Origin of the sequence: Neptuniibacter sp. 1_MG-2023 (assembly GCF_030547185.1) — a bacterium.
Lineage (GTDB): Bacteria > Pseudomonadota > Gammaproteobacteria > Pseudomonadales > Balneatricaceae > Neptuniibacter.
The window spans coordinates 1-21643 of the sequence record NZ_JAUOQR010000007.1; the positions used below are offsets into that span (position 1 = coordinate 1).

At 41.9% G+C, this 21643-nt stretch carries 20 protein-coding genes and 1 tRNA gene; 15 read left to right on the plus strand and 6 right to left on the minus strand.

Translation table 11 applies throughout. The features are described 5' to 3' along the window. The first annotated feature begins 137 nt into the window (after positions 1-137). The 3 genes from Q4492_RS09325 to nhaA all read left to right on the plus strand — a co-directional run bounded on the left by Q4492_RS09325 (position 138) and on the right by nhaA (position 3317). Positions 138-213, plus strand: a tRNA-Phe gene (locus Q4492_RS09325). Between the two features lie 367 nt (positions 214-580). Continuing rightward, a complete protein-coding gene (locus tag Q4492_RS09330) occupies positions 581-1255 on the plus strand; it encodes a glutathione S-transferase family protein (RefSeq protein WP_303417249.1) in 675 nt (224 codons plus the stop codon). 661 nt (positions 1256-1916) lie between these two features. Beyond that, the gene (nhaA, locus tag Q4492_RS09335; RefSeq protein ID WP_303417251.1) at positions 1917-3317 is read left to right on the plus strand and encodes a Na+/H+ antiporter NhaA; all 1401 of its coding nucleotides are present in this window, start codon (positions 1917-1919) and stop codon (positions 3315-3317) included. Positions 3318-3550: 233 nt separating this feature from the next. Here the strand turns inward: nhaA and Q4492_RS09340 are convergent, their stop codons facing one another. Continuing rightward, positions 3551-4030, minus strand: coding sequence for a MarR family winged helix-turn-helix transcriptional regulator (locus Q4492_RS09340; RefSeq protein WP_303417252.1), 480 nt, complete (start codon positions 4028-4030; stop codon positions 3551-3553). Positions 4031-4257: 227 nt separating this feature from the next. Here Q4492_RS09340 and ectA point away from each other — a divergent pair, with 227 nt between their 5' ends. The 6 genes from ectA (at position 4258) to Q4492_RS09370 (ending at position 9878) form a co-directional block, all read left to right on the plus strand. Further along, positions 4258-4761: a diaminobutyrate acetyltransferase gene (gene ectA, locus Q4492_RS09345; protein WP_303417254.1), complete on the plus strand. Its 504-nt coding sequence runs from the start codon at positions 4258-4260 to the stop codon at positions 4759-4761. A gap of 49 nt (positions 4762-4810) precedes the next feature. Then, positions 4811-6121 carry a diaminobutyrate--2-oxoglutarate transaminase gene (ectB, locus tag Q4492_RS09350; RefSeq protein WP_303417256.1) on the plus strand — a complete coding sequence of 437 codons (1311 nt, stop codon included), beginning with the start codon at positions 4811-4813 and terminating at the stop codon, positions 6119-6121. A 15-nt stretch (positions 6122-6136) separates the two neighbouring features. Further along, complete coding sequence (locus tag Q4492_RS09355) at positions 6137-6529, plus strand: ectoine synthase (protein WP_303417258.1); 393 nt, start codon at positions 6137-6139, stop codon at positions 6527-6529. Between the two features lie 374 nt (positions 6530-6903). Continuing rightward, on the plus strand, positions 6904-8337 hold the full coding sequence (locus tag Q4492_RS09360) for an aspartate kinase (RefSeq protein ID WP_303417260.1): 1434 nt from the start codon (positions 6904-6906) through the stop codon (positions 8335-8337). 185 nt (positions 8338-8522) lie between these two features. Then, positions 8523-9425, plus strand: coding sequence for a hypothetical protein (locus Q4492_RS09365; protein ID WP_303417262.1), 903 nt, complete (start codon positions 8523-8525; stop codon positions 9423-9425). 12 nt (positions 9426-9437) lie between these two features. Then, positions 9438-9878, plus strand: coding sequence for a hypothetical protein (locus Q4492_RS09370; protein WP_303417264.1), 441 nt, complete (start codon positions 9438-9440; stop codon positions 9876-9878). Here the strand turns inward: Q4492_RS09370 and Q4492_RS09375 are convergent, their stop codons facing one another. Both Q4492_RS09375 and Q4492_RS09380 read right to left on the minus strand, forming a co-directional pair. Next, entirely contained in the window at positions 9879-11027 is a 1149-nt protein-coding gene (locus Q4492_RS09375) for a DUF3095 family protein (RefSeq protein ID WP_303417265.1), read from the minus strand. An 8-nt stretch (positions 11028-11035) separates the two neighbouring features. Beyond that, positions 11036-12493 carry a GGDEF domain-containing protein gene (locus tag Q4492_RS09380; RefSeq protein ID WP_303417266.1) on the minus strand — a complete coding sequence of 486 codons (1458 nt, stop codon included), beginning with the start codon at positions 12491-12493 and terminating at the stop codon, positions 11036-11038. A 366-nt stretch (positions 12494-12859) separates the two neighbouring features. On the opposite strand from Q4492_RS09380, the gene Q4492_RS09385 reads away from it, so the two are divergent. Then, positions 12860-14188 carry a sensor histidine kinase gene (locus Q4492_RS09385; RefSeq protein ID WP_303417268.1) on the plus strand — a complete coding sequence of 443 codons (1329 nt, stop codon included), beginning with the start codon at positions 12860-12862 and terminating at the stop codon, positions 14186-14188. Beyond that, complete coding sequence (locus Q4492_RS09390; RefSeq protein WP_303417270.1) at positions 14185-14841, plus strand: response regulator transcription factor; 657 nt, start codon at positions 14185-14187, stop codon at positions 14839-14841. Before Q4492_RS09385 ends, Q4492_RS09390 begins: the two co-directional genes overlap by 4 nt. A gap of 11 nt (positions 14842-14852) precedes the next feature. Here the strand turns inward: Q4492_RS09390 and Q4492_RS09395 are convergent, their stop codons facing one another. Both Q4492_RS09395 and Q4492_RS09400 read right to left on the minus strand, forming a co-directional pair. Beyond that, a complete protein-coding gene (locus tag Q4492_RS09395; RefSeq protein WP_303417272.1) occupies positions 14853-15503 on the minus strand; it encodes a response regulator transcription factor in 651 nt (216 codons plus the stop codon). After that, a complete protein-coding gene (locus Q4492_RS09400; RefSeq protein ID WP_303417274.1) occupies positions 15490-16872 on the minus strand; it encodes a histidine kinase in 1383 nt (460 codons plus the stop codon). The genes Q4492_RS09395 and Q4492_RS09400 overlap by 14 nt, the downstream gene beginning before the upstream one ends. A gap of 192 nt (positions 16873-17064) precedes the next feature. Between Q4492_RS09400 and Q4492_RS09405 the strand changes: the two genes are divergently transcribed. From Q4492_RS09405 to modC, 4 genes are all read left to right on the plus strand, one after another. Beyond that, positions 17065-17493: a hypothetical protein gene (locus Q4492_RS09405; protein ID WP_303417275.1), complete on the plus strand. Its 429-nt coding sequence runs from the start codon at positions 17065-17067 to the stop codon at positions 17491-17493. 206 nt (positions 17494-17699) lie between these two features. Further along, positions 17700-18464 carry a molybdate ABC transporter substrate-binding protein gene (modA, locus tag Q4492_RS09410; protein ID WP_303417277.1) on the plus strand — a complete coding sequence of 255 codons (765 nt, stop codon included), beginning with the start codon at positions 17700-17702 and terminating at the stop codon, positions 18462-18464. After that, on the plus strand, positions 18461-19147 hold the full coding sequence (gene modB / locus Q4492_RS09415) for a molybdate ABC transporter permease subunit (protein ID WP_067869969.1): 687 nt from the start codon (positions 18461-18463) through the stop codon (positions 19145-19147). Before modA ends, modB begins: the two co-directional genes overlap by 4 nt. Before the next feature lie 16 nt (positions 19148-19163). Further along, positions 19164-20270, plus strand: a complete 1107-nt coding sequence (modC, locus tag Q4492_RS09420) for a molybdenum ABC transporter ATP-binding protein (protein ID WP_303417280.1) — start codon at positions 19164-19166, stop codon at positions 20268-20270. 56 nt (positions 20271-20326) lie between these two features. Here modC and nhaD read toward each other — a convergent pair whose 3' ends face one another. Beyond that, positions 20327-21556 carry a sodium:proton antiporter NhaD gene (nhaD, locus tag Q4492_RS09425; protein WP_303417282.1) on the minus strand — a complete coding sequence of 410 codons (1230 nt, stop codon included), beginning with the start codon at positions 21554-21556 and terminating at the stop codon, positions 20327-20329. Positions 21557-21643 lie beyond the last annotated feature (87 nt).

The following is a 21643-nucleotide window of genomic DNA, read 5'->3' on the forward strand; positions in this document are numbered from 1 at the left end:
CCAGATAGCTCAGTCGGTAGAGCAGAGGATTGAAAATCCTCGTGTCGGCGGTTCGATTCCGTCTCTGGGCACCACTTACATAGAAGGCTTGCATATAAAATCGCAGGCCTTTTTTTGTCTCTGGATCGACTCATCATGCCCAGATAGCTCAGTCGGTAGAGCAGAGGATTGAAAATCCTCGTGTCGGCGGTTCGATTCCGTCTCTGGGCACCACTTCCTTAAACACCTTTAGCACTTATTTTCAGCTCACTCACCTATTCTATATCTGTTAAAAACGTGTAAACCAACCCGCTTCATCTGTCACCCTTCTTTACTACTAAATGTGGCCTGATCCTACCAAAACACATAGCAGTACATTTTAAATTTTACGCATAACCTAGTATGTAAGCTCTTTCCCCAAAACAGTAACCTTACTTCGCGCACAGCATATTTCTCTATATTAGCCGTATGGCACATATTAAATTAAAGTATTAACCACTTCGATATTGAACAATCATTCAAGAGAGACTAGGCTATAAAAATGAACAACCGTTCAAAATAAAATGCAGCGCAATTAACGCCATGACCTAAGGACGCACTAATGTTGAAATTTTATTTCCATCCAACACCAAACCCAATGAAAGTCGCACTATTCCTTGCTGAATCAGGTTTAGAATATCAACTGGTAGCTGTTGATACACTTAAAGGTGAGCAGCATGCTCCAGCGTTCACAGCGATTAACCCTAACGGCAAGCTTCCTGCCATTGATGATAACGGCACCGTCGTTTTTGACTCCAATGCTATCCTTCTCTATTTGGCCGAAAAAACGAACACATTTTTAGGTAAGCCGGAAGAAAGAGGTCAAATACTCTCTTGGTTAATGTTTATCGCTTCTGGCCTAGGACCTTACTCTGGACAAGCGGTGCATTTTCAAAAAGCTGCGCCCGAAGAGATACCTTATGCGATCAACCGTTACCGCCGCGAAGCAGAGCGTCATTACCAAGTAATCGACAAACAATTAGAAAATTCTGAGTTTATCGTAGGGGATAGCTACACCATCGTTGATATAGCCGCATGGGGCTGGATTGATAGATTCATACCTGTGTTAGGTGACGGTGCGTTAGAGCAGTACCCCAACCTTAATCGTTGGTTCAATGCAATTAACAGCCGTCCCGCTGTTGCCCAAGCAAGAGCAATCAATAAAGATATTGCGTTTAAATCAGAGATGGATGATGAAGCACTGAAAGCTCTTTATCCACAAAATTACGATGCATAAAGTGCCAACCTAAAAGATCGACAGGGGCTTGCGGGCAAGCCCCTTCCAGCGCGCTCACGTCACAAAACAACCCTTCATCTAAAAACCTCTTTAAATACATTGAGTTATTTTTTAATTTCTATTTCCTGACATAACAGTTCAACCTCCGATTTACCTTTAGTTAAACTATCTTTTCACCCTTAATAACGGCCATTGCCGTATAACAACGCCCACCAAAAGCCGATTGGCTGTTCGCAAAAATGCACCGGCATATCCATCAACTATCATTGCAAAAAAACAAATCGAAATTAATGACAAATACAGACAAAAAAATATCGCCGTTAAGTATTTTCATCATAAGCTGTGGAGTATAGATTTACCCTTAAGAGAGCAATAGGTAACTCTCTATTTTTGAAGAAGAATTATCAAAATTAGTCTAAACTGATCTGCATAAGTTATGAAACACTTCAGGCTTTAATCTACACAGCTTAGTTTTGTTTTTTCATTTGTATTTATTTATCCAAGAACACAGTATCTTAAATAAGAATTCGCTATGTAGATCTGTAGTTATAAATAGCAATTACAGTATTATGAGTGTTATACGACTTGAATATTAACCCTATCAACGAACGATAACGATGAAGGGCTTAATATCAATATGGTTATTAAGCGGGAGAGTAAGATGAAACAGAAACGTCGACTTTTGGGAAAAGAATATGTTGCTCCTTGGGAGCGAGCTTTTGATAAGGTTTTATCCCCATTAGAAGAGTTTATCCACCGACAGACCACCAGTGGTGTGTTATTGATGCTCTGCGCCGTTATTGCGTTGATTCTTGCCAATAGCCATTTTGCTGAAACTTATCATCACTTATTCCAAACCTACTTAACCATCGGGTTAGAAAACTTCCAACTCTCTAAATCGCTTCACCACTGGATCAATGATGGCCTAATGGCTATCTTCTTCCTCGTCGTAGGCTTGGAATTAAAACGAGAACTACTGGTCGGTGAACTGGCCAATGTAAAACAAGCATTATTGCCTATTATCGCCGCGGTGGGGGGGATGCTAGTTCCTGCACTAATATATGTAGCGATCAACCCAACAGGCCATACAAGCGACGGCTGGGGCATTCCGATGGCGACTGATATCGCCTTTGCCTTAGGTGCATTAGCTTTATTAGGTAAACGCGTTCCACAAAGCTTACTTATGTTTCTGGTGGCCTTAGCGATTGTCGATGACCTTGGTGCGGTTATCGTTATTGCCATCTTTTATACAGAAGCCCTGAATATGACGGCATTAGCACTGGTCGCCTTCTTTGTATTCGCGCTAATCTCTCTGAACCTTGCTGGGGTGCGACGACTCTCGCCCTACTTGCTGATAGGCACGTTCCTCTGGATCGCCATGCTTAAAAGCGGTATTCACGCGACCCTTGCTGGCGTTATTCTCGCCTTCACCATTCCCATGAAACCTAAATACGACCCCAAACGCTTTTTATCTTTAATTATTGAGAGCGTCCAAAACATCAAAGATACCTATAAAAAAGATGAAAATATCATCGTTAATGATGCGCTTCGCTCTCGGGTACGCGCATTAGGTAATGGTGTAAACCTTGTTCAAGCGCCAGCCCAAATATTAGAGAGTAAGCTCCATCTACCCTCCGCTTATCTTGTCATTCCTATCTTCGCCTTAGCCAATGCGGGTGTACCCATTGATTGGTCAAATATTGGCGGAATCGTTGTCCACCCCGTCGCAATGGGTATAGGTGCTGGTTTAGTTGCAGGTAAATTAATCGGTATAGCCGGTTTCACGTGGGTTGCTGTCAAACTCGGCGTCTGCAACCTCCCTAAAGGCCTCAATATGCATCACATTATTGGTGTCGCATTTATGGGGGGGATTGGCTTCACAATGTCGATATTTATTGCAGAATTAGGTTTTGCCGACTACCCAGCAGACCTTTTAATGGCTAAAACAGGCATCCTATTCGCGTCACTTTCCGCTGGTATAACCGGTTTTATCTGGTTATACCTTACAACGAAAAAGAAAACGCCCCCTGTGGAAGAAAAGGCTCCAACGCCAGCTGCCTAACAACTGTTTGGCTATCCTATAAGTTAGCCCCGAAGGTCATAACCTGATCTTCGGGGCTTATTTTTTTGCGCCACATAAGTGACCTGTTTTAGCAGTATAAAAGCTATAGAACAGCAGACACGACTATAATCCATGCTTAAAAAACGATGGGGATCACAGAAGCAGTAAAATGGATTGTAGACTGGATAGATTGAGGCTAACAGCCCCAATCTAAACGACAGAGGGCGTAACAGTTAGTTCATTCCCCTATCAAGCTGACCTATTCCAAGCACAGGTGCAGCATCAAGGTGTTGAGCATCTAGCATAAAAGCCACTCGTTCTAGCGCAGCTACCACCATCGATTGCTCCCAATTTTGCATATCATCAAAACGGCGGGAAAAAATATCTTGCTGAGTGGTTGGCGCGCCCTTCATTAAATCTAAACCTTGTTCGGTTAAATTAATCCAAACTTTGCGCTTATCCTCCACCCCTCGCTCACGGGAGACAAGGCCCTTTTTCTCTAAACGATCCAAGATACTCGTAACCGTTGCTTGAGTAAGAGAGATCTCCTTTGCCAATTCACCTGTAGTTATAGGCGACATCTGACGTAGAGTTTGCATAACCATTAATTGCGGAAGTGTTAGCCCTGTACTGCGGCTAATCTCTTTTTCCTGCATATCAGTCACTCTAATAATTTGACGCAATAAAACTAACGCCTCTTGGCTCTTTTCCATCTACCCAAAACACCTATCAAATTTTGCAAAAATAGTACTATCAAAAGTATATAAAAACCATATACAAGAAAATTTACTTAGTAAAACTAAACATATAATTCATAAAAACCCGCCTAAAACCACACAAAATCAGTAAAAAGCTAAGATATGATTGAACATCTCTTGAAAAAATGCTTTAAAATGTATAGTATTACTAAACATTAGCAAGGCTAATATATTTAAATACTATGGATAATATTACATACAGAAAACCCCAGATAGCTGATGGACAGGATGTACATCAACTTATAAAGCGCTGCCCTCCTCTAGATCAAAATTCCCTTTATTGTAATTTGATCCAGTGCAGGGACTTTTCAAATACTTCCATTATTGCTGAAACATCTAGCAATAAGATTGTCGGATTTATTTCTGGATATATTCCTCAAAATCGTCCAGAAACCTTATTCATCTGGCAGGTCGCATTAGATAAAGAGTTCAGAGGCAAAGGCATTGCACAAAAAATGCTCGCCCAATTATTTAGTCGCGATCCTGGCATTCGTTACCTAGAGACAACAATCTCACCGAGTAACTCTGCTTCTAAACAGCTATTTGAACGCTTCTTTAACGACCATCTAATGGACGTTGACAGTAAGACCTTATTCAAAAGTGGTGTGCACTTAGATAAAGATCATGAAGATGAAGTGCTTTACCTAGCAGGCCCCGCAAAATCATTTGATCCTCGTACCGCTTAAAAAACAGCGTTGCAGAGTGTGACAAAAAGTTAATTAAGAGATTTACATAATGAAAATTTTCGATGAGATCGAATCAGAAGTTCAGTCATATGCGCGTTCATTCCCGCGTGTATTTAACCGCGCAAAAGGCGAGTACCTTTACTCAGAAGACGGTACTGAGTATCTAGATTTTTTAGCCGGTGCTGGAACCTTAAATTACGGTCATAACAACGATCTATTTAAAGAAAAGCTCCTTGCCTATATTGAAAGTGACGGAATTACACACGGCTTAGATCTACACACTAAAGCTAAGGGCGAGTTCCTAGAAACCTTTAATGAAAAAATATTAAAGCCTAGGGATTTAGATTACGTTGTGCAGTTCACTGGGCCTACAGGTACCAATGCGGTCGAAGCCGCTTTAAAACTAGCTCGTAATATCACAGGCAGAGAAAATATTATCGCCTTCACTAATGGCTTCCATGGTGTAAGCCTAGGCGCCTTAGCTGCGACAGGCAATTCACACCACCGTGGTGCTGCCGGCGTAAGTTTAAATGGTGTGAGCCGCGTACCTTACGATGGTTACCTTGGCGAAAACATTGATACTACCGCCTATTTAGAAAAACTATTAATGGACTCTAGTAGCGGTATTGATACGCCTGCAGCGGTTATTGTAGAAACAGTTCAAGGCGAAGGTGGTATCAACGCTGCAAGTTTCGACTGGTTACGCAACCTATCTGCTGTCTGTAAAAAACATGAGATCCTTCTGATTGTTGATGACATTCAAGCAGGATGTGGGCGTACGGGTAGCTACTTCAGCTTTGAAGAAGCTGGCATTAAGCCTGATATTGTTACTTTATCAAAATCACTTAGTGGTTATGGTTTACCTTTTGCTGTTGTACTTATTCGTCCTGAAATTGACCTATGGAAGCCAGGCGAACATAACGGTACATTCCGTGGTAATAACTTTGCCTTCGTCACTGCTAAAGCAGCCATCGATCATTATTGGTCGGACAACACATTCGCCGACAGCGTTAAACGTAAAGGCAACTATATATCACAACGCCTAAACAGCATTGTTGCAGAATATGGTGAAGGGAACTTCAGTACCCGTGGTCGCGGTATGTTCCAAGGAATCAACTGTGTAAATGGTGAACTGGCTAGTAAAATCACACGTATCGCCTTCCAGCAGGGTGTAATGATTGAAACCAGCGGCGCAGATGACCAAGTCATCAAGTTTCTTTGCCCATTAACTATCAGTGACGAAAACCTCAAACGAGGCATAGATATCGTTGAGAGTGCAGTTAAAGCAGTTTGTGCCATTGAGTCAGAAATGCCAGAAGATAATTGTTACTTTGACGACGTTTATCACGAAGTCGGCTAATTAAGGATACCAAGAATGATCGTTAGAACACTGAAAGAAGCAGAACAGAGCGCACGACGCGTAGTATCCCCAGACAAACACTGGGAAAGCACTCGACTATTGCTTAAAGAAGATAATATGGGCTTTTCCTTCCATATCACCACTATCTACGCGGGCACAGAGACCCACATTTGGTATCAAAACCATTTGGAGTCTGTTTACTGTATTAGCGGAGAAGGTGAAGTAGAGACGCTAGAAGACGCAGCGATTCACTCTATTAAGCCTGGTACTATTTACGTGCTAGACAAAAATGATGAACACATGCTGCGAGCACATACAGAATTAAAACTCGCTTGCGTATTTAACCCGCCTTTAACAGGGCTGGAAGTTCATGATGAGAATGGCGTTTATCCGATCGACGAAAGCTAATCTTAAACAGGACAAAATGGAATCACCACGCCCACAACGAAATACATAATGACTTATCTAAATGAATTACATTGCAAATATTTAATTCATTTAGATGAGTAACATACCTGATAGGGCTCTTCATTAGGTGATTTGCAAACCTCTCTTGATCAGAGCCAGTCTCTGCTAAAGAGAGACTTTACTATTCTTTTCTGTCTTAAAAATACATGCGGCGGCCCCATCAAAGGTTCATCAAGATTTAAGCCGTCGCAGCTATTAACCGCACGATGTTAGATCCGCTTTTCAGTGAAAAACCATAGAGCAACGGTTTTGCCCAAAAAGATAATCAGGTCATCTAACAAAAGAAAGAAGGATAAACACCTTAGGGAAACACAATGACACATACAGTAGAAAAAATTGGCGGCACTTCAATGAGCCGTTTTACAGAAGTATTAAATAATATTTTGTTACGCAAAAAAAATGGCAGCCTATTTAACCGCATATTTGTTGTCTCCGCTTATAGCGGTGTTACAGACCTGTTACTCGAACATAAAAAGACAGGTGACGCTGGGGTATATAGCTGCTTTGCTGAAGCCGAAAAAGAAGACGCATGGATCGACCAGCTTGCTAAAGTAAAAACAAAGCTGTTAGAAATCAATGAGCGTATATTTACCGGAGATGATCTCAGCACTGCTAACACCTTTATTTCTGGGCGCATAGCCGATACCGAACGCTGTATGAAAAACCTGCATAACTTATGCTCCTATGGTCATTTCCAACTGGAAGAACACTTATCCACTATACGTGAAATGCTTGCCTCTATCGGCGAAGCTCACAGTGCTTATAATACCGTTAAACTACTCCAGCAGAATGGACTTCCTGCGCGGTTTGTCGATCTAACTGGCTGGAAGCAAGAACAGTCTCTGCCTGTTGATGAGATGATAAAACATCACCTGCAGCCATTAGACCCAAGCAAAGAGCTATTAATTGTAACCGGCTATACCCATTGCGAAGAACAGCTGATGCGAACCTTTGATCGCGGTTACAGTGAGATGACCTTCGCAAAAATAGCGGCTTTAACCAATGCCCGCGAAGCGGTTATTCATAAAGAGTTTCACTTAAGCAGCGCTGACCCTAAATTAGTAGGCGAAGATAATGTCGTCACTATAGGCATGACTAATTTTGACGTTGCCGACCAACTCTCAAATTTAGGGATGGAAGCAATCCACCCTAGAGCCGCACGAGAGATTCGTAAATCCGGCATTCCCATTCGTATTAAAAACACTTTCGAGCCTGAACACTTAGGTACGGTTATTGATAACAATTACTGTAACCCTCGCCCTTGCGTAGAGATCATTACAGGACGCAACGACGCAGTCGGCATCGAAATTTTCGACCAAGAGATGCTAGGTAGCCCAGACTACGATATTTATATCTCAAAACTGATGAAAGAGTTAAAAATATCCATCGTCAATAAAGATGCCGATGCCAACAGCATTACGTTTTATGCGGTTAGTACACGGAAAAAAATTAACCGTGTGATGAGATTAATTGAACAGCAGTATCCCTCTGCAGAAGTGAGCATGCATAAGATCGCTATCATCTCTGCAGTTGGCTCAGATATAAAAGTAAAAGGTATCCTGGCAAAAACGATCTCAGCGTTATCAAACGCAGATATAAACATTCTTGCCCTCCACCAATCCGTTAGGCAAGTAGAGATGCAGTGCGTAGTGGAACAAAGCGACTATGAGAAGGGGATAAAAGCACTTCATGTCGCCCTAATTGAAGAGGAAAATCACGGCGACGTCATCCGTAAAATTGCCGTTTAATCTCTAAAAAGAGCAGTAAAGTGATCAGCGGCGTAGACGCTGGGGTATCTCTATGTCAGTGTGGCTAAGAGCAGCGCTCAAATAGGTACCCCAGTCTAACCACCAATGCAAAAAGCATCACCTTTTCTGCATATAGGTGGCGAACGGCGGCATATGACTAAAAACCAACTCAGGGCTTAAACACTGTGTTCCAAAGAATCTCTATCCTACTTATCTCATTCGTTATTTTAAGCCTTAATGCCGTCTGGGCGGAAACTGCGTCTGTCGATACAGTTAACAACACTGTATCTGAAGACAAAATCAATACGCTAGAGCAACCCTTATATAATCCCTTTATTGAACGCTATATTATTGATGAGCTCAAACAGCTTAGGATTGAACAGCAAAATCTTAGGGTTGAATACACTAAAGAGATCACAGACAGGCAGCTTCATGTTGCCGAAATTGCAGCGACTTATGCAACAGATACAGTAACCTACTTCTTCTATCTAATCGCAGCAACAAGCTCTGCACTTTTATTAGTCGGTTGGACCTCCCTACGAGATATACGAAGCAATATCCAAGGCCATGCCGAAACCAAGATCAGCCAACTGATAATCGACTACGAATCACGCCTTAACGAGTTAGAAAAAGGGCTTGTATCGAAATCAGCGGTTATCAAAAAGAACCAACAAGAAATAGAAACCACTAATGAGGTTCAATCGTTCTGGTTAAAAGCTGGGCAAGAATCCTCTTGGGAACAAAAAATAAAGCTCTATGACCAAATACTTGAATTAAGACCCGATAGCGCAGAAGCACTAACGTACAAAGCCGACGCAGCACTTGAACTAGACAACCCACAGTGGGCGATCGCTCTATGTAACAAAGCATTAGAGCTAGAGGCCGATAATGGCCACGCTTTCTTCCAATTAGCTTGCGCATTTTCTGATCTACAAGCCGATCATATAGCGTATGAGTATTTACTACGGGCAATTGACGTATCAGAAGAGTATCGCCGCCAAGCAAAAGAAGAAGAACGTTTCGAAAAGAACCCAGAGATCATGCAACTGGTAATGGAGCTAAATGCGCACAAGCCGCTTATTGAATAGAAGGGATCTGTAATGAAGTTTATTACCACAGACAACAAAGTTAAATGTATTCGCGAAATAGCAGGGAAAGAGCAACAGGTCGTCGATTTTGATATTGATGTAAACCAAGTCGCTCCCCATGTAGCAGCGCTCTTATCCACACATGAAATTAGTGAGCTCGAAGCATGGCTCACCGCAAGAGGCACACTGCAAGAACATTTAGCAGAAATCCCTAACGAAGAAAATATTATCAATATTTTGCCTGAGCTAATGCATGAAGCAACACAAGCGCTAAAAGAGCTAGGCTATATTGATAAACAGGTCAAAAAAGAGCTTAAACTACGCTCTTCAGAACTCTCTACCTTATTAAAAAGCATAGATACCGTAGATGAAAGCCGCCCTAAAAAAACAAATACAGTCGGAAAATCTGAAAGCCTCAAAGAGAAGCTTGATGCCGTTAAAAAGCAGCTCTAATCACTGTTGAGCCGCCAAAAGCTGATTTTTCAGGCCGATGGCTGCCATCGCATAACCCCCGTCCGAACCATCAATAAAGTGTAAATGCTCACCGTCGGCGATACTCTCAACATGACAAGTCATTTGAGCGGCGTCAGATGCACTGACTCCAAAAAAAAGCTGCTGCTGCTCATATTCTGATTCCAAATAAGCAACCAGCGCTCTGTGCTCCCGTTCCGAGCAATTAATCACCATTCTTAAGGTGTCATCATATTTATGAAAATCGCAATGGGTGGAGATCTTTTCCATATAGTTTTTTAATTGAGGAAAATATTTATACAGCCCAAAACGGAATAATGGGACCGTAATAAACACTTCACCCATTGCAGCAAAAAAGGCTTTGCTCGGTTTAATCTCGGCAATACTTAGTTGGCGTTTAAAGTTCTTAAAAAACGACTCATAACTCGCCTGTTGCATATTGATTGGGTTAAGACAGGATAATGAGGTCCCTAGCAGGCTCTCAAACTTTGCAATTGCCCTTTTAACGGCTTGTTCATCATCGAGCTGCATAGGCTGAACTAAAATCGACAAAGTCACCCCTGTCGACGATGGGATCGGTTTCCAGCGACAAGACAAGCCAGCAAATATTTTTTCTTTAGAAAAACAGCATTTTGGAGCCACTCGATACTCAGAGGAGGACTTCACTAAAGACTCAGCTAAACTAACCCCGCCGCCCTTAAACATAGCTTGCGGAGGGCTCTCACCTGATAAATATTTAGCAACCTTTACATCTCGACCCATTGCACGAACAGCACTAACAGGCACAAGCCCTGCATGCAGGTCAAAGTCAAAACTCTCTTTAGTGTAAAAGCTCAAAGATTGAAGTACTTCCTGCGCAACTCCATACATACTTTTTTTAATTAAAATCGTTGCCCCGTCACCACCAAACATAAATGGTAGATCACGGCTAATAAGATTCAAATGGGAGGTAATAGCCGCCGCGCCAACAAAATTAACATCCCTATAGCGCCCCGCCTTAATAGCTTCAGTCGAAGCTCGCACATCAATAACAGAGATAAACCAATCATCAGGTATAGATTGATAGTGACGATTATCAACAATCTGAGCCGTATCAGAAAAACCTTCTAGCTCGTGGTAAAAATTATCCATAAATACTCTTATTGCAACCCATTATTGACACTCAAAAACGCTACAGAATAATAGGTTTGGTTTTTACCTAAGCTCTTAGCCTGATACATAGCCGCATCAGCAACCTTCAAGGCAGATTCTAAATCTATCTTTTTCTCAATTAAACAAGCACCTATAGACACAGTTACCGGACCATGTAAATCAGTCCAAGAATTAATATCTAAACCTCGAATTGTTGAGGTGATTTTATTACAAACCTCTTCAACCCCTTGTTTCGATGTATCGGTAATGAGAACACAAAACTCCTCCCCACCAAACCGACAAACTAAATCGAACTCTCGTAAAACGGCAGACAGGGTATTTGAAACAGCAATCAGTACTTGATCCCCTACATCATGGCCAGCAGTATCATTAATGATTTTGAAATCATCTATATCAATCATCAATACAGCTACAGCACTACCCGAACGATGCGCTCTTCTCAACTCCTTCATGCCCAAATAAAAAAACTGACGGCGATTATACAAACCGGTCAAAGGATCTGTATTAGCGGCTAAAATTAACTTTTCAGTCACTTCCCGTCGAGCGGCGTCAATTTTTTCTTGAACATAAGCTGAGATGCCAATCATTAACACAAGAAACCATGTCACAAATATAACAAACATCGCTATATAAGAAGAATTCAGCTCATTAGATAATGAGACAAAAAACAAACCAACAGAGAACGGTAGTAACATCCCACTGATTGATTGATAGCGAGCGATACGCCCACCTAAATAAGGACTTAAAATCGCTTTTAAACCACCATAGTTTGAGGTTCTCGCTAACACAGCCCAACCCAATAGAAAGCCAATTATCGCCGTATATAAAGACATATGGCTATAGAATGTTTCCAGCCCATAAGCATATCCAATAAAGGAAATACATGGGATAGAGATTGCCAAGTAAGCTATTAGCTGCTGAACATTCTGTCTCCCATATATATCAGCCAGCACCGCGCAGCTGATCATCAAGAGCATAATTGCAGTATTAACACTTAAGTAATTAACAAAAACAAAGCCATTAGAATCAAACACCTCTTGCTCAAAAATAATATTAGGCGGCATAAGGTCTGTATTAAAGACATAGTCAATAATGGCCATAAGGACGATAATTCCACAGACTATTACAACTACTTTTTTAGTGGAATTAATAATGGGTCGATGGTTCGGCAAGAAAATGGAGATACCAAGAGATAAAGATAATAACGCGGTGACAGGGTGCGTAGCGGGCTCCTGCATTATAGGTCGATATAAAAACTCAACATCCATCCAATAACCATATAAAACAACTATAGAGAGAATAGCCGCAAGGGCCGAAATCTGGAAGGAGATCAGATAAAAGACGCTAGGTAAGCTCCAAACTTTAGACGTTAAGTCTTCTTGTTCAATACTGGCTGTTAACTTTTCAAGCTCATAAGCTATATTAGGTACATTCTTTTTCGCCACCGATTTAATCCATTAAGTGAGTGAAGATGGATTGCTGTCTTATAATTTTTTGAGCACTTGCACAATAAAACCTAGTTCAACTTAAGGTATTCCTCAAGCATTCAACTTGAAATATTATTCCGCACAATTTGATCCCTGCTGACACAACATTCTGGACTCTGAAGATAAGTTAAAAATAGTCTATTAATTCAACCACCTTTGATCAAAGTCCCTCTTCCCCCCCACACAGTCCATAACCAATAAAAAAACAGATCGTAATAAAAAATTCTAAAACGCTCGACCTAGCGTAAAAACGTTCGGTTTATTTGGCATATAAACTGCTAATTAGATAGTAGAGAGATATACGCGGTTTGAGGTCTAGTCGGTATGAGTTTACGCAACCAAATAAATATAAGAGTACTGAGCATTGTACTTATTGTCTTAATAGCGGGTGGTGCCATTGCTATCTGGAAGGCAAAGAGTTCTGTCGAGGACGAAGTAAGTTCATCCTTCCAGCTCGTCAAATCTATGCTGGATTTCCAACTCAAACGTGAACGCTTATTAGCAGCACCAGACAGTGAATCCTCATGGTTGGAATACCTGTCTTCCATAAAAGAAACTCGCCATATAAAAGTCGTAATCTATTCTAATAACAAGGTAGAAACAGGCTCAGCAGCAGATCATTTGAATGAAGAGAAAAATACGCCTCCAGCTTGGTTTGTTTACGCTGTAAGCCTTGATTTTCCTGTACTTGAGTATCGTATCAATTTCCGAAATGACACTTCAAAAAGCATACTTATCACAACAGACCCTAGCGATGAGATAAATGAAGCTTGGAGTGAATTCCTAACCCTATTCTGGTCAATAATCGCTATTCTAACCGTCTTATTTATGGCCATTAATATCCTCTTTAACTCAATGTTAAACGCTGTACTCAGCATACTTAATCGCTTAAAAGCGATTTCATCGGGAGAATATGGCACCCCCCTAGCTAAACACCACATCCTTGAATTTGACCTTATTTCACAAGAGATTAATGCCCTAACTCTAGCACTTGAACAATCAAAACAGACTAATAAGAAACTCACTAACCACAGTTTAAATATCCAAGAAAATGAAAGAAAAGCGATGGCTCGTGAGCTCCATGATGAAATGGGCCAATCTTTAACCGCGATAAAAGCTATATCTGTTGCAACAAAACAGCAACAAAGTGACTCAACTGTAGCATGTGAGACAATTATTAGTATTTGTGATCATCTATCGAGTATCGTGCGCTCAAGAATGTTGACCTTGCACCCTCTCTGTCTTGCAGAATTAGGGCTGAAAGATACGCTAAAAAACCTAGTGCAGGAGTGGGAACAAAATCACCTTAATACACGCGTCGAGCTTAGGTTTTCTGGTGAACCCGAACAGATAGACCATCAAGCAGCGATACATATATACCGCATCACCCAAGAGTGTCTAACAAATATTGCTAAACACGCCGGTGCGAGCCAAGTTAGCATACACTTAACCCTATCAGAAACAAATGAAGTGTCACTGCTCATTAAAGATAATGGGTCTGGTCTTTTACAAAATGACAAATCAAAAGGGTTTGGCTTATTAGGTATTAAAGAAAGGGCTGAAAGCCAGGGAGGTAAGCTTAATATTATCTCAAACTTAGGCAAAGGCATGCTAATTGATGTATTGCTACCACTGTCTGGAGTTAAATCATGAATGGTAAAAAGCTTAATATTCTTCTTGTTGACGACCATGAGGTTGTTCAAGCGGGCTTTAAGATGCTCCTTAGCGCCTACGAACAGTTTAACCAGATCGATACAGCTAACAGTGGCGAGGAGGCGATCCAGCTATATAAAAAACTACAACCCGATATTGTAGTCATGGATATCTCCATGCCAGGAATTGGCGGCCTTGAAGCCATTCGTAAAATAGTCAAAATATCGCCAGATGCAATGATTTTGGTTTATAGCATTCATGATAGCGCAATCTATACCGAACGCGCTCTACAAGCCGGTGCTCGTGGTTTTATCAATAAGAATAGCGCCGCCAATTGCTTAGCTGAAGCCATACTCTCAGTAAGTGCAGGTAATATTTTCTTAGATAACACACAGCCAAAAGCTGAGCCTAGCGTACAAAAAGCCAAGGAAAGCCAAAACCCAAATACACCAGTAGAGCTTTTATCCCCTAAAGAGTTTGATGTGTTCTGCCTATTAGCAAAAGGCTTAAATGGGCATGAGATATCAGAAAATATGTGCCTAGGCTATAAAACAATTGCTAATTACAGCACTCGAATTAAAAACAAACTCAATGCAAATACAACGGTAGAACTCACACATATAGCGTTGGCAGCGGGTGTATTAAAAGTATAAGCGTTTACTCACTATAGATAATCAGAAACAGAAACGACTCTTGCCTGTAATGCCGCATGCATTAATTCAAGATCTGTTTTCACCTCAAGCTTACTTTTAATAATGTAATAGGCATTGGAAACTGTTTTAACGCTAATAGATAAGGTTTCGGCAATATCTGCCTTGGTTTTCCCTTCGACTAACATACGTAGAATCTCATACTCTCGGGTAGACAACTTATTCACTATCGCTGACTTACCATGCAAGCTGTCCATCGCTATAGCTCTTGCTATATCTTCGCTAATCGCCAACCTTCCGTTTACAACATCCATTACCGCTTGAATCAGTTCTGCCGGCGCACTACTTTTCGTAATATAACCTTTAGCCCCCGCTTCAATTACTTTTTTCGCCATAGAGGGATTCTGGTGCATACTAAACACCAATACTTTAGCTTTAGGATCTAACTGACGAATTTGAATCAAGGTTGCTAACCCCCCTTTTCCTGGCAGGGACAGGTCAAGGATTAACAGGTCTGGTTTATGCTGACGGTAAAGCACATAAGCATCTTCACCACTTTCAGCTTCTGCAATAATATTTAAGCTTGGCTGTTTATTTAATAAAGAACGATAACCTTCACGCACAATTGCATGGTCATCTACCAATAGAATATTAATGAGTCCCATCAGCCACCTCATATTCCAACACAGGTACAATCGCTTCAACCTTCAAGCCACCAAGTGCAGAACGCGCAAAGTTAACCTCACCATTTAACGCATTAACGCGCTCTTTGACACCTAATAAACCATTACCCGGCTTCAATAAAGTTTCGGCGCGGGTTAAATTCCCATTATCCTCGATCTGCAATAATAACTGCTCCCTCTCTGAATAAGGACAGCAAAGCAATACCTCAACGCGCGAGGCTGACGCATGCTTCACCACATTTGTCAGGCTTTCCTGTACGATTCTCAGTAGATTGACCGCTATAGCAGCGGGTATCTCATCACACCGTCCCTCAGTCACTAAATAGCAGTCCACCTCTTGATGCTTAGCGTTCCACTCATCAATCATAGAGCTGAGATTTTCCATCAACCCCAGTTCATCCAAATCCGCAGGGCGTAATTTAAACAGCAAGTTCTTAACCAATCCCATCATCTGTTGGGCAATCCCTGTGATTTGAGACACTTTAGGTAGAAGTGAGGGGCAATGATCCTTAGCCTCTCCCTCCATGTAATAAGCAATGGCTCTTAAACCAGTTAAGGACTGACCTAATTCGTCATGTAACTCTCGGCAAAGATGCCGCCGTTCCTCCTCTTGCAGATGCAGCAACTTCATCGATAATTGCTTTCGTTCCTCAAAAGTTTCCTGCAATGTGGATGCCATCGCATTAATACTTTGAGCAGTGTCCTGCCACTCTTTAACCCTAAAATCTGGTAACCGAACCGAGAGATCCCCCTCCTGTATTTTACCTAAAGCAGCGGTCGTCAAACGTACAGGCTTCAGTACCCACCCTAATGTAATATAAAGCAAGATACATAAGGTCATAACTGTAATAACGGACATCTCCATTAGGTTGTTCATATCTCGCCACGCTCGGTGCAACATCACCAAAAAACTGGGCGTAACATTAATCCGACCTTTAACTTCCTCGTTAAACACCACATCACGTTGGCTGCCCTGCTCAGTCCCAAACTGATAAAGATAAAGGGTTTTAAACCACGCAGGCCAAATCTCCTCTGAAACATCCCCTTTGCATAAACTGCGTTCAAGCCGCCCCTCTGCCGTTTCATACTGAATGCAAAAACCTGAAATACTACTATTACTATTCTGCCAAAGAAAAAAATCGGGGAAGTCGGTAGGACCTTGCATAAGGTTATGTGCTTTTAAAAGCTGCCACTCCAACTGCTGTTTAACCGAGTTAGCAATTTGGGCGGCCTGATCTTGCGCCTCTTTGTTCGATTGGTACAAGGCTACAACCGCCGATACACTCATCGCCACTGAACCGGTGAAGATAACGAGTAACATCAACAATGTATTGAGCTTAATCGGTCGCATAGTAAGCACTTTATGAGTTATTAAGAATTCATTCTAAAAAAACCATCGACTTAATGTATCGGGCTATATACCCGACCCTCTTAGTCAATTTGGCTGTGACATGACAGCAAGATCCAAGCTAACGTACCACCCACTGACCCCATGACAATGCTAAAGCTGAAGTCGTGGTTAACTATAATAAGAGGATAAGTCATGAGCCCGCAATACATTGAAGATGTTGTTGAATGGAATCAATTTGGTGATTTAGAGCACTTCCGTTACTCAATTCTCCACATCGATGAAGAACAGCAGCGCGCAGAACTCCTATTTAAATTTGAACCCCATAAGCCGATCATTCTTCATCGTCATAATTCACTGAATAAATTGTTAGTCCTTAAAGGAGAACATCACATCTATGATGCTGATGGTACGCTGTCGGAGGTACGAGCAACAGGAAGCTACACTGTTGCACAACCATCCGATGCTCCTCATGCTGAATGTGGTGGTGACGGAGGCGCTATTATCTTGTTCAGTATTTTTGATAACACCGCTGGCGGCACTCTATACGACCTAATGGATCCAGAACAAAATATAGTAGGCACTCTATCTATGTCTGACTTAGTTGCCATTTATACCGCCTAACTCTCCCTTTAAAAGTAAGGTTTTTGGTATTGGGCGGCCCAAAAACGGTCGCCTCTTCTCTCTTACTAGCGACCAAAAACCAACTAATAACAGACGCGCTCTCCCTATCACTTTTGATCATCTTATATATCCGCTACCATATAACCAAAACCACCACTCATTATTAAATTCACTTATAAGTAAATAGTGAATTACGGAGAAAATCGATGGGATCTATCTCGATTATCTGCCTTCTTGTACTTAGTTTGTTACTTCCCACCGCTAAGGCGGAAGAGATTAGCGTCGCAGTAGCCTCTAACTTTACAGCACCGATGAAAGAGATAGCCTCTTTATTTGAGCAATCCACCGGCCATAAAGTACGCTTATCTTTTGGATCCTCCGGTAAGTTTTATGCGCAAATAAAACATGGTGCCCCATTCCAAATCTTTTTTTCCGCCGATCAAAAAAAACCTGAACAACTTGAACGGGATAGGCTTATAGCACCCTCTAGCCGTTTTACTTACGCAAGAGGTCGTCTTGCGCTTTGGTCATCGCAGAAAGGCTTTGTTAAAGGAAATACGGATCGGTTGAGACAGCTCCAATTTAACAAACTGGCACTCGCAAACCCGAAACTGGCTCCTTACGGAGTAGCAGCCATAGAAGTGCTAGAACGGCTCTCATTAATTGAAGCAACTCAAAATAAATGGGTACAAGGTGAGAACATTGCTCAGACATATCAGTTTGTCAGCACTGGAAATGCTGAACTAGGCTTTGTGGCCCTCTCTCAAATATTAAAAGATGGAAAATTAAAAACTGGGTCTAGTTGGGTTATTCCTGAAAATTTATATAATCCAATCAAACAGGATGTAGTGTTATTATTACGCGGAGAAAATAGTCCTGCTGCCCAAGCACTCCTCAGTTTCATCAAAGAGCCGCAAGTAAAACAGATCATGACATCTTATGGTTATAAACCTTTAGCAGCTAATCCATGAGTTTTTCGGAAGCGGACTTAGCGGCCATTTGGCTAACATTGCGTCTAGCGACAACGGTTACCTTGTTACTGTTAATAATAGGCACGCCTATCGCTTGGTGGCTAGCTCGAACAAGTTCGGTCTGGAAAGCACCTATAGCAGCTATAGTTGCCCTACCTCTGATACTGCCGCCCACTGTACTTGGTTTCTACCTTCTCATAGCGATGGGCCCTCATGGTTTCTTTGGCCAATTTACTCAGAGCCTAGGCTTAGGCACACTGCCCTTTACTTTCTGGGGTCTTGTCATCGCCTCTGTATTTTATTCTATGCCCTTTGTTGTACAGCCGATCCAGAACGCGATGGAAGCTATAGGGGAACGTCCTTTAGAGGTTGCTGCCACGCTGAGAGCAGGCCCTTTTGATCGCTTTTTTACCGTTGTTCTACCGCTAGCAAAGCCTGGGTTTATAACCGCATCGATTCTTGGTTTCGCACATACAGTGGGAGAGTTTGGCATTATATTAATGATAGGTGGCAATATTCCGGGAGAGACCCGCGTCATATCTGTACAGATATATGATCATGTCGAGGCACTGGAGTTTATGCAGGCACACGCCCTGTCTGGCGCTATGCTTATTTTCTCTTTCTCGGTACTTTTAGCGCTGTATTGGCTCCAGCGTAAACAAAAAGTTTCGCTTTTAAACTAGATGAGGCCTCTTATCTATGCAATCTGACATCAGTAACAACCATATACAGGCCTCATTCCAGTTAAAGCACCCTGAAGCTCTCGATAACAGCTTTATTCTGGATATAGATCTGACTCTGCCTAGTCAGGGGGTAACAGTGATCTTTGGCCCATCAGGTTCAGGCAAAACCACACTACTACGCTGTATTGCAGGCTTAGAGGAACCAGATAAGGGACAGCTCAGCATTAATGGAGAGATATGGCAAAATGCCTCACTATCTATGCCGACCCACAAACGCCCTTTAGGATATGTCTTTCAGGAATCAAGCCTCTTCCCGCATCTAACCGCACTCGGCAATCTCAACTATGCTCGCAAGCGAGCAGGTAAAAAAGTCTCTAATCAATTGTATGATCACGCCATTGATATTATGGGGATCCACGATATTTTACACCGTTACCCACAACAACTATCTGGCGGTGAACGGCAGCGTGTCGCTATCGCCCGAGCCTTGTTAATCAACCCTCTATTATTGCTGATGGATGAGCCGCTTGCCTCTTTAGATAAACAGCGCAAACAAGAGATTATCCCCTATTTGGAACGTCTAGGCTCTAGCTTAGAGATCCCTATTATTTACGTCAGCCATTCTATGGATGAGGTCTCCCGTTTAGCAGACCATGTTGTGGTTCTAAAGCAAGGTAAGGTCAGCGCACAAGGGGGGCTCACCGAAGTTTTTTCACAAATCGATCTACCTTTAGATTATGGTGATGATACTGGTGTAGTTCTTCAGGGCCATGTAATTGAACGTGACCGGAAATGGCACTTAGCTCGTATTGCATTTTCCGATGGTGAGCTTTGGGTAAGAGACCGAGGAGATGAACTCAATCAAGCGGTAAGGGTTCGAGTACTCGCACGGGATGTTAGTCTAACCTTAACACCCGATAATGACTCAAGCATCCTTAATCGATTAGCCGTTACTGTAGATGAAATAGCAGCCGACACTGATGAGGCAATGGCATTAATACGCTTAAAAACAGGGAGCGAGTACCTTATAGCGCGTTTAACCTGTAAATCCATTGACCGTCTCCAATTGGAACCGGGCAAAAAGCTATGGGCACAAATAAAATCTGTCGCACTAATCAGTTAGCAAAAAAAAGGCTTAGTAATAAGTACTAAGCCTTTTCGAGAGAGTTTGCAGCGTTTTTATAAATTAGCGATAAACATCACTGACACATAACCTAATGTGTACGCCAGCAGCAACCAATGAATAAAACGTAGGTAAGTAATGAAAGAGACCTCTTCCAGTTTACTCAGCGCGATAACACCGGCGGCGGAGCCAATAATCAAAATAGAGCCACCAACACCTACAGCATAAGTGAGCCCCAGCCATTCAGCAGTGCTCATGCTAATACCTGATTTCAAAATAGCCGCAGTTAATGGAACGTTATCCACTAACGCCGACAATATACCAACAACAAAGTTAGCCAAGTAAGTAGGTAAAATATCGTAAAGCTGTAACAAAAACTCCAAGACAGAAAGCTCTTTAAGCATCCCCACCAGCAGCAATACCCCTAAGAAAAACAGCAAGGTATCAAACTCGATCTCTCGCACAGACTCTAAGATATCAGGTGATTTCTCACTACGATGGAACAAACGATGAGAGATAAACATCACCGATAATCCGAACAGGAAGGTCAATACTGGCGGTACAGAAAACGCAACACTCATAAAGAGAGTGCTAAAAATGGTCAAAAGGAATAGAACCGCAATTAACTTATCAACTGTTGCAATTGGGCGCTTAAACTTCGGTAATGTAACCTCTTCGTTTGTCCCCCACATAAGTAACAAAGCTAAAGAGATAACACCCGCACAAGCTGGACCAATTAAAAGGAAGAGGTCAGTGATATCGACCTTCCCTGCCAAGAAGATCATTAAGGTAGTTACATCCCCCGTAATCAAGGAAACACCTCCGGAGTTCACCGCGAAGACAATCAGCGTGGCAAACTTAAGTGTTTGTTTCTTATCCAACTTAAGTGAGGTTAATAACGAGAGCATGATCAAAGATGCAGTGATGTTATCCGCTAAAGAGGAGAACACAAGCCCCATTAAGGCCATTAAGATCATCAACGTTCGCAGCGTCAATTTATTGGGGAGTAACCGATAAACTAGCTGAGTAATCAATCCCTGCTGGTTCAAGTACGCAACAAATGTCATTGCCGCCATTAAAAACAGCCACAATGTCGCTATATCTAAAAGGTTTTCATTTAACCCCTCTTTGATATGTGCAACGCTATGCTCTGGAAAAACAAAAGCTAATATCCAAACCAACGTGCCAATAAACAGAGTCGATTTAGCTTTATTTAGGTGAATAAGGTCTTCAATAATAATTAAGACGAAAGCGAGACCAATAAGGCTCAGAAGTAAAACGTGCATCTTTAGTTCCCGATTTGAACTTAAGTGGAAAAAAGGTACACAATTATCCCTGCATTCTTATCATAAATAAATTGATAGTTGGAGCTG